This window comes from Ruegeria sp. CDSA079, from assembly GCF_059612245.1.
This window is the reverse complement of sequence record NZ_JBXWQF010000024.1, coordinates 50,696-58,237: the sequence shown is the minus strand read 5'-3', so window position 1 is coordinate 58,237 and position 7,542 is coordinate 50,696. Positions and strand designations below refer to the sequence as shown.

Genomic DNA, 7,542 nt, shown 5'->3' with positions numbered 1-7,542 from the left:
GGATCATTGATATCGGGCGGCGCATCCAGATCGGCGGCAGTTGGATTGCTGCCCCTGTTGCCTCCAAACCGCTTGGCTTCTGATTTCAGATCGTCAGCGGCGGCCTCCAGCTCGGCCGCTTCTCCAGTCAGCTCTTGGCTATCGCCGCCAAGACTTTCAGGAGCGCGTTCTGGCGTTGGATTATGGCTTGGTTGCTCTCTTGAATACGTTCCTGTCCTTGGATGATCTGCAATAGTAGGTCCCGAATGGCAGGACCTGGATTCTGCGGTGTTGTCGGAGACGGTCGCGGCAAGCTCGTCGGGTGTCAGTTCTTCATCAGGGCTGATGATGATGTGTAAAAGACCGTTTTTTCGGCCTTTGACTTCTGCAAATTCATCAGCAACCAGAAGTTCAGCGGACGAGTCTTGCAATGACTGGACTCGCTCGTTGTCACCTTGCCGGGTGGCATAGGCGCATACTCGCACCAGAAACTTGGGTACTTTTAGCTTGATAGGACAACGCAAATTTTTTGCTTGGGGGCCATTTTCTTTATCCTCCCTGTGGACTGGGCGCTCGTGTTGAGTATGTCTTTGCCTCCTGCCCACTAAACTTTTCGCCACCTTTCCTGCAATTGCAGGGCATCCTACGCAGGACTTCTTTGTTGGGTGCATCGTATCATCGCGCAGAAATCAATCTTCCGGAACGAAACGGATGAACGTCTTGGATGCGCCATCTGGAAACTGGCATTTCCCAATTATGCTCTCAATCCGATGAAAATCGGCTATGGTTCCAAACATCTTGAGACAGGAGATTGCTATGCTTTATCCACTTGCAACGCTTGAGGCCGATAAACTCAGCTTGGTTAAGGAACTTGAAAAGGAAATCGGAAGCCCGCTTGTGGCGTTTGCCGCAGTTGACGCCGATACTGCCAATCTGCCGAAGGACCAGCTTCGGAAGTTACAGGCCCTTGAGGGTGAACTTGATGTCGTTCTTGTCGCTGTAAGACCAAACTAGGCTTTGTTCACAAAGCCCGCGTAATCACTCTCAGGAGTGTTGAGTTTCCAGCATCCATAGGAGGTTTTGTTGCCACTGTACAATGACATGTTCGAACTGTCTGTCGATGATATCGACTTAATTGAAAACTCGCTCCGTCGCGCTCAGACCGCTCTGTCACATGCCGATCGGGATGAGAGCGAACAGGAAAGGAGGGAACGGGAAGAAGCTCTTACCAGGATTCATGACTTATTGGGGCGGCTTCACGACCAGAAGATTTTCTATCGGCCGAAAAGCGGAGTGTACGTAGGCGGATAGAAGCCGGACTGTTGGAAAATTGGCCGCAGATCTGCAGCCAACACCGGTACTTTGCCATGCCGCTCTCAAAGCTCTCAAAGCTCTCGAAACATCCGATCTCGTCGAACAGTTAGAGGTCCTGCCTTATCCGGCAACGACATTTTGCCGCTGAACACCTAACCCCTCAATCCCCAACTCCATCCGGTCGCCGGGTTTCAAATAGGTTGGTGGATTTTGCCCCATGCCCACGCCCGGAGGGGTTCCGGTTGAGATCACATCGCCGGGCTGCAAGGACATGAACTGAGACAGGTGCGAGACAACTGTCGCCACGCCAAAATGCATCGTTTTGGTCGAACCGTCCTGATATCGATGGCCGTTCACCTCAAGATACATCGGCAAATTCTGCGGGTTGGTAACCTGATCGCGCGTCACCAGCCAAGGGCCGATCGGGCCAAATGTGTCTGCCGACTTACCTTTGACCCACTGACCCGAGCGATGCAGTTGAAAATCGCGTTCTGACAGATCGTTGACCACGCAATAGCCCGCAACGTGGTCCATGGCGTCTGCTTCGGAAACGTATTTGGCCTCTTTTCCCATGACCACGCCCAGTTCGACTTCCCAATCGGTTTTGACAGAGCCTCGCGGGATTTCCACCGGGTCATCAGGGCCGATAATGGCAGAGGTCGCTTTGAAAAAAATGACGGGCTCTTGCGGCAGTTCCATTCCGCTTTCCGCCGCGTGGTCGGCATAGTTCAGGCCGATGCAGATGAATTTGCCGACCCGGGCGACACAGGCACCGATGCGCGGATCGCCCTCTACTTTGGGCAGGCTGGTGGGGTCAATCTTGCGCAGTCGGGCCAGTGTGGCGTCGTCCAGCGCATCCCCTGCAATATCATCGACCACGTCCGAGAGGTCGCGGATCGCGCCTTCAGCATCCAGCAGCCCGGGTTTTTCTGCGCCCATCGGGCCAAAGCGTAGCAGTTTCATATATGATTTCCCTTGTCGCTCAGATCGTCCAGCCGCCATCAATGGCAAATGGCTGGCCAGTAGTGTATTTGCTGGCGTCGCTGGCCAGGTACAGGGCCAACTCAGCGATTTCCTCGGCGCTGCCAATCCGCCCCATCGGTTGCCGCGCGATGAAATCGGTCATCGCCTGATCATAGTCGCCTGTGGCGCGCAATCTGTCATGCAGGCTGGGGCTGTCGACAGTGCCCGGACAAATGGCGTTGCACCTTATGCCCCGGGCCACAAAATCAGCCGCCACGGACTTGGTCAAACCAATGACAGCCGCCTTTGACGCGCAATAGGCAAACCGGTTCGGCACACCTTTCAACGAAGAGGCTACAGATGACATGTTGATGATCGACCCGCCGCCGTTCTCCAACATGCCGGGCAGGGTCAGTTGGATCAGTCTGAACATGGATTTGACGTTGAGATCAAAACTGAATTCCCAGTCTTGTTCCGGGCATTCAAGGATCGAGCCTGCCGCAACATAGCCCGCGCAGTTAAACAGGACGTCTAGATGGGGCAGGTCAGACGCTGCCGTCCGTACCGCTTCGGCATCCAAAACATCCAGTTTGAGTGGAGTGATCCTGTCAATGTCGGTCAGCTCGGCGAGAGTGGCGTCATTTATGTCGCTGGCAATGACATGCGCACCTTCTGAGGCGAAAAGGTCAGCAGTCGCGCGGCCAATACCCTGACCGGCAGCCGTGATCAGAACCGTTTTCCCGGCAAGCCGGTTGGATGATGTCGTGGTCATGGGGCCTCACAGTTTTTCGGTCAGAAGGTCGGTTAGAATGTCCTGCAAACAAACAGGTCGTCGAATGCGTTTGATCGCATGGGTGCCAACGGATGTTGCATCGAATTCGCGTACCAGCGTGGCGCGGGTCGACCACCCGAAGGTGGTATAGGCTTTCTCTCTGGCCGGAATGGCGGCACCGACAACCGCGGGTAAGCCTGCGGCAAAGCCGCGGCTGAATCCGGGCGCAAGCTCTGACGCAAAAGTCTTGCCCAAACCTACCCATTCACCAGCCATCAGGCGTTTTCCGGTCAACATGCCTTTTCTCTCAAAGAAGCCCACGCTGGGCCAGGTTTCGCATCAGATGGGACGCACCAAATGTCCATTCGGGGCATTCCGTTGACAGTCGCACCGCGTTGGTCAGTGCTCCCAGTTGGTCATTTGCAATTGTGACGACATCGCCCAGTTTATGGGTGAAGCCACCGCCGGGCGTGTCCCGGTCCTGGGTCGGTGCAAACAACGTGCCCAGAAACAGCATGATCCCGTCAGGGTATTGGTGATGCCGTCCGATCGTCTGCAGTACAAGGTCGGTGGGATCGCGGCTGATCTGAGACATGGACGAGCGGCCGTTCAGGACAAACCCGTCCGGCCCGTTGACGGTCAATGTCAGTTCAGCCTGACGCACGTCGTCCAGTGAGTAGATTTCGTCAAACAGCCGGATCATCGGTCCGATCGCGCAAGAGGCATTGTTGTCCTTGGCCTTGCTCAGCAGCAGGGCTGAACGCCCTTCGACATCACGCAGGTTGACGTCATTGCCCAGTGTAGCGCCCTTGATTTCACCTTGTGATGTGATGGCCAATACGATTTCGGGTTCGGGATTGTTCCAGGTCGAGATCGGGTGAAGCCCGATATCCGCGCCATATCCAACCGATGACAGAACCTGCGCCTTTGAAAACACCTCGGCGTCAGGGCCTATCCCAACCTCGAGATACGGACTCCAAAGCCCCTCAGAGATCAGCGCGTCCTTGACCTGCGCAGCGGCGTCTGATCCGGGCACGATGTTTGACAGGCTCTCGCCGATCCTGTCGCCAATGCGTGTGCGGATTGCCTCGGCCTTGGCTGGATCACCCGCTGCCTGTTCTTCGATCACGCGTTCCACCATCGATCCTGCAAAGGTGACGCCGCAGGCTTTGACGGCCTGCAAGTCGCACGGGGCAAGCCATTGGTGGTCTGCATCCAACGGTCCGATATCCAGGCCCTTGGCTGAACGCACGTAATCCACCGCGTCGTCGCGTTCCAGAATATCCCGCACAGTGGGCGCCGGTTTTGCAGTGATGTCGACAACACGCCCATCGCGTAAGGTGACAACGCAAGGGCCGATCCCGGCGCGCTCAACGCGGCCAAGCCACAACCCGTCTGAATCCATGGTGTCGAGTGTCATTTCAATCCCTGAGGTTATAGGCGCGCGCTGCGTTGCCGCCCAGAATAGCCTGGCGTTCGGCACTGCTCATTGAGCCAAGCAGCACATCGGTGGTTTCAAACCAGCGTTCGTAACTGCTGGCCAAAGTGCAGACCGGCCAGTCACTGCCCCAGATCAGACGAGACGGGCCGAAGCAGTTCAATAGGTGATCCACATAGGGCCGCAGATCGTCAACGGTCCAATCCGGTTTTGCTTCGGTGACAAGTCCCGATAGCTTGCACCAGGCGTTTGCCTCTTGCGCCAGCGAAGCCATGTCGTTGGCCCAATCATCTATCATCACGTCCCGGATCAGAGGTTTCGAGGCGTGGTCTATGACCACCTTCATCTCGGGGTGCCGCGTCAAAAGAGTTCTAAGCGACCCAAGATGTTCGGGTAGGGTTAGGGCGTCAAACGTCAGGGCGTGGTGTTGCAGTGCTTCGAAGGCGGGCGTCAGGGTATCCTCAAGCATCCATAACGGATCAGAGATGTCCTGGATCATCGGGCGCAGGCCGACCAGAGCCGGATGGTCAGCCAGTGCCGCAATTTGTGCTGGCGCGTCAGTGGCCTCAAAATCGACCCAGCCGACAACACCTTTGATGAACGAAGTTTGATCGGCCAGTGACAGCATATATTCTGTCTCGGCCACAGTTGGTGCCGCTTGAACCAGAACCGTGCCGTCAATCCTTGCCGCTTCCAGCAAAGGGACCAGATCGGCTGGCGTGAAATCTCGATAAATAGCCTCCAGTTCAGGCGTCAACCAACCATAATCATCCCGCGCCAATGCCCAGAAATGCTGATGTGCGTCGATCCTCATCCGATCACGCCCTTTTTCAGCATGATATTGCCATAGAGCCTGCGTTCACCTGTCTGAACGACGGCAAAGGCGGTAGCGGCGCGCTCGTAGAAAGCGAACCTCTCCAGACATTGGATCTTGACCGGATTGTCGGCGGTTGAGTCTATGATACGTTGAAAATCCGCGACAGCATCGGGTACAGCCTGCGGGTTGTTGACCACCTGCATTGTCAGTGCCGGATCGGAAACGAATGTGTCCAGCGGCATCACTGAGAGAACGGCCCGTAAGATGTCACTGGCCGAAGAGCCATCGGCCCGGATGCAGTCAGTACCGATACTGGAGCCGGGGAAATTGGCATCGGTGATCACAATCTCATCCCCGTGGCCCATGGCCCGCAGCGCATAAAGCAGCTCGGGTGACAGGACCGGGTCGATATTACGCAGCATATGCGGCCTCATCAGGCAGCGGCGCGTCTGGGCGGATCAAGCCCTCGGCACGCAGGTCGGACCAAAGCGCCATCGGGATATCGCGGTCCAGCAAGGCAACATTCGCCTGCACTTCGGCTGCACTGACCGCACCGGGAACCACTGTCTTGACGCAGGGATGGCCCAAAACAAATTGCAGCGCTGCCGCGATCAGCGGCGTGTTATGTGCTGTACAGACATCCTCGATCTTTCGAACGCGATCCAGAATGTCCTCTGGAGCGTCAGCATAATTGTACTTGGCCCCGGGCACTGCACCGGTGGCCAGAATGCCCGAATTATAAGGACCGCCCAGAATGATCCCGACATCGCGCTTCTGACAAAGTGGCAAGAAGCTATCCAACGCTTCCTGTTCCAGCAGGGTATAGCGTCCAGCCAAAAGGAACCCGTCAAAATCTCCCAATCCCAGAAGCTTTTCACAAACCTGCCATTCATTCACGCCTGCGCCGATCGCCGCGATTTCACCGGCTTCGCGCAGTTCAACCAGAGCCCTGTAGCCGCCGCCATCAAACAGTTCGCGCACCTTGGTGTCTGACATTTCCTGGCTGCCCTGACTGAAGACACAGACATCATGAACCAACAGAATGTCCACATTGGACACGCCGAGCCGCGCGCGGCTGGCTTCATACGACCGCATTACCCCGTCATAGGTGTAATCAAACACGATACGTTTCTGCGGCACATCCACAAAAGCCTCTGGCGTGACCTCGTGCGGTTTGCAGTCCAGCAGCAGTCGTCCGATTTTAGTCGACAGTTGAATGTCCTCGCGACCAAAGCGGGTGATTGCTTCGCCAAACCGATGCTCGGACCGGCCGAGCCCGTATTGAGGGGCGGTGTCGAAAAACCGGATGCCTGCGTCATAGGCGGCTTGCAATGCAGCTTGCGCATCTTCGTCCGAGACCTTGCGATACAGATTTCCCAGCGGTGCGCCGCCGAACCCCATGCGGGTCAGGTGCACAGGTCGCGTGGTCCGTGAGTTGAGCAATTCTGCCTGGGAAACGGTCATACTTCCTCGCTGTGCGGCTGCGGGGTGAGGTTGAACAGATCTGGTTTTTGCTGCTCCAACTTTTCGATGCGGGGCATCAATTGGCGCAAATGTGTGCGCATGGCGTCCTTTGAACCCTGTTCGTCATGTTTGCTGATCGCTTCAAAGACTGCACGATGTTCGGCCAAAGTCTCGGCAATGCGGCCAGGTGTCGGCAGCAACAACATCCGTGCACGGCTGACCTGAAGGGAAACTGTTTGCGCCACGTCGTTGAGGCGACGGAAACCGGTAAATTCCATCAGCAGGCCGTGGAATTCTTCATCCGCCTGATAGAAACCGGGAATATCATCATCTTCGATCAGCAGTTCCTGTAGGCGCATATTGCGGCTGAGCCGCTTGCGTTGATCGTCGGTCAGATCCCGCGCGACCTTTGCAACCGCCGCAAGCTCAAGCGCCTCACGCAGGAAGACGCCTTCGCGAATTTCTTCCATCGAAAAATAGGAAACGCGCGTGCCTGACTGAGGCACAACATCCACCAAGCCTTCAGAGGCAAGACGTGCAATCGCGTCGGCGACCGGTGCGCGCGATACGCCAAGACGCTCGCATACTGGGGCTTTGCGCAGGATCGCGCCGGGCGGGAAGTCGAGCGCCAGAATCGCCTGCTTCAAGGCGCTGTGGACTCGCTGGGTTAGGGTCCCTTCGGTCGACGTGATTTCGGGCAGCAGGGTGGCATCAATATCATTGGGTTTGTTCATGTTTTGATATTTAGCATTCTAACATGTTAGTTGACAAGAGGTGAGATTCCACTTAGCAAAA

Annotated in this window: 11 protein-coding genes; 2 read left to right on the top strand and 9 right to left on the bottom strand. The window is 56.3% G+C overall.

Annotated features, from left to right (window positions below; genetic code table 11):
- Nucleotides 1–599 (bottom strand): hypothetical protein (locus tag AC2FJZ_RS19430; RefSeq protein ID WP_496779691.1); only part of this gene is annotated, 599 nt, incomplete at its 3' end.
- A 196-nt stretch (nt 600–795) separates the two neighbouring features.
- On the opposite strand from AC2FJZ_RS19430, the gene AC2FJZ_RS19425 reads away from it, so the two are divergent.
- Complete coding sequence (locus AC2FJZ_RS19425) at nt 796–993, top strand: hypothetical protein (protein WP_496672190.1); 198 nt, start codon at nt 796–798, stop codon at nt 991–993.
- Nucleotides 994–1,062: 69 nt separating this feature from the next.
- Complete coding sequence (locus AC2FJZ_RS19420; RefSeq protein WP_050605465.1) at nt 1,063–1,290, top strand: hypothetical protein; 228 nt, start codon at nt 1,063–1,065, stop codon at nt 1,288–1,290.
- 123 nt (nt 1,291–1,413) lie between these two features.
- Here the strand turns inward: AC2FJZ_RS19420 and AC2FJZ_RS19415 are convergent, their stop codons facing one another.
- The 8 genes from AC2FJZ_RS19415 to AC2FJZ_RS19380 are packed head-to-tail and all read right to left on the bottom strand — an operon-like array spanning nt 1,414 to nt 7,481.
- Entirely contained in the window at nt 1,414–2,256 is an 843-nt protein-coding gene (locus AC2FJZ_RS19415; protein WP_496779689.1) for a fumarylacetoacetate hydrolase family protein, read from the bottom strand.
- Between the two features lie 19 nt (nt 2,257–2,275).
- A complete protein-coding gene (locus AC2FJZ_RS19410) occupies nt 2,276–3,028 on the bottom strand; it encodes an SDR family oxidoreductase (RefSeq protein WP_496779687.1) in 753 nt (250 codons plus the stop codon).
- Nucleotides 3,029–3,034: 6 nt separating this feature from the next.
- Nucleotides 3,035–3,325, bottom strand: a complete 291-nt coding sequence (locus AC2FJZ_RS19405; RefSeq protein WP_496779685.1) for a hypothetical protein — start codon at nt 3,323–3,325, stop codon at nt 3,035–3,037.
- Between the two features lie 10 nt (nt 3,326–3,335).
- Nucleotides 3,336–4,448, bottom strand: a complete 1,113-nt coding sequence (locus AC2FJZ_RS19400) for a fumarylacetoacetate hydrolase family protein (RefSeq protein WP_496779683.1) — start codon at nt 4,446–4,448, stop codon at nt 3,336–3,338.
- A gap of 1 nt (nt 4,449) precedes the next feature.
- On the bottom strand, nt 4,450–5,280 hold the full coding sequence (locus AC2FJZ_RS19395; RefSeq protein ID WP_496779681.1) for an amidohydrolase family protein: 831 nt from the start codon (nt 5,278–5,280) through the stop codon (nt 4,450–4,452).
- A complete protein-coding gene (locus AC2FJZ_RS19390; protein WP_496779679.1) occupies nt 5,277–5,705 on the bottom strand; it encodes an RbsD/FucU family protein in 429 nt (142 codons plus the stop codon). Before AC2FJZ_RS19390 ends, AC2FJZ_RS19395 begins: the two co-directional genes overlap by 4 nt.
- Nucleotides 5,695–6,747, bottom strand: coding sequence for an aldo/keto reductase (locus AC2FJZ_RS19385; protein WP_496779677.1), 1,053 nt, complete (start codon nt 6,745–6,747; stop codon nt 5,695–5,697). The genes AC2FJZ_RS19390 and AC2FJZ_RS19385 overlap by 11 nt, the downstream gene beginning before the upstream one ends.
- A complete protein-coding gene (locus AC2FJZ_RS19380) occupies nt 6,744–7,481 on the bottom strand; it encodes a GntR family transcriptional regulator (RefSeq protein ID WP_496779675.1) in 738 nt (245 codons plus the stop codon). The genes AC2FJZ_RS19385 and AC2FJZ_RS19380 overlap by 4 nt, the downstream gene beginning before the upstream one ends.
- Between the last annotated feature and the right edge of the window lie 61 nt (nt 7,482–7,542).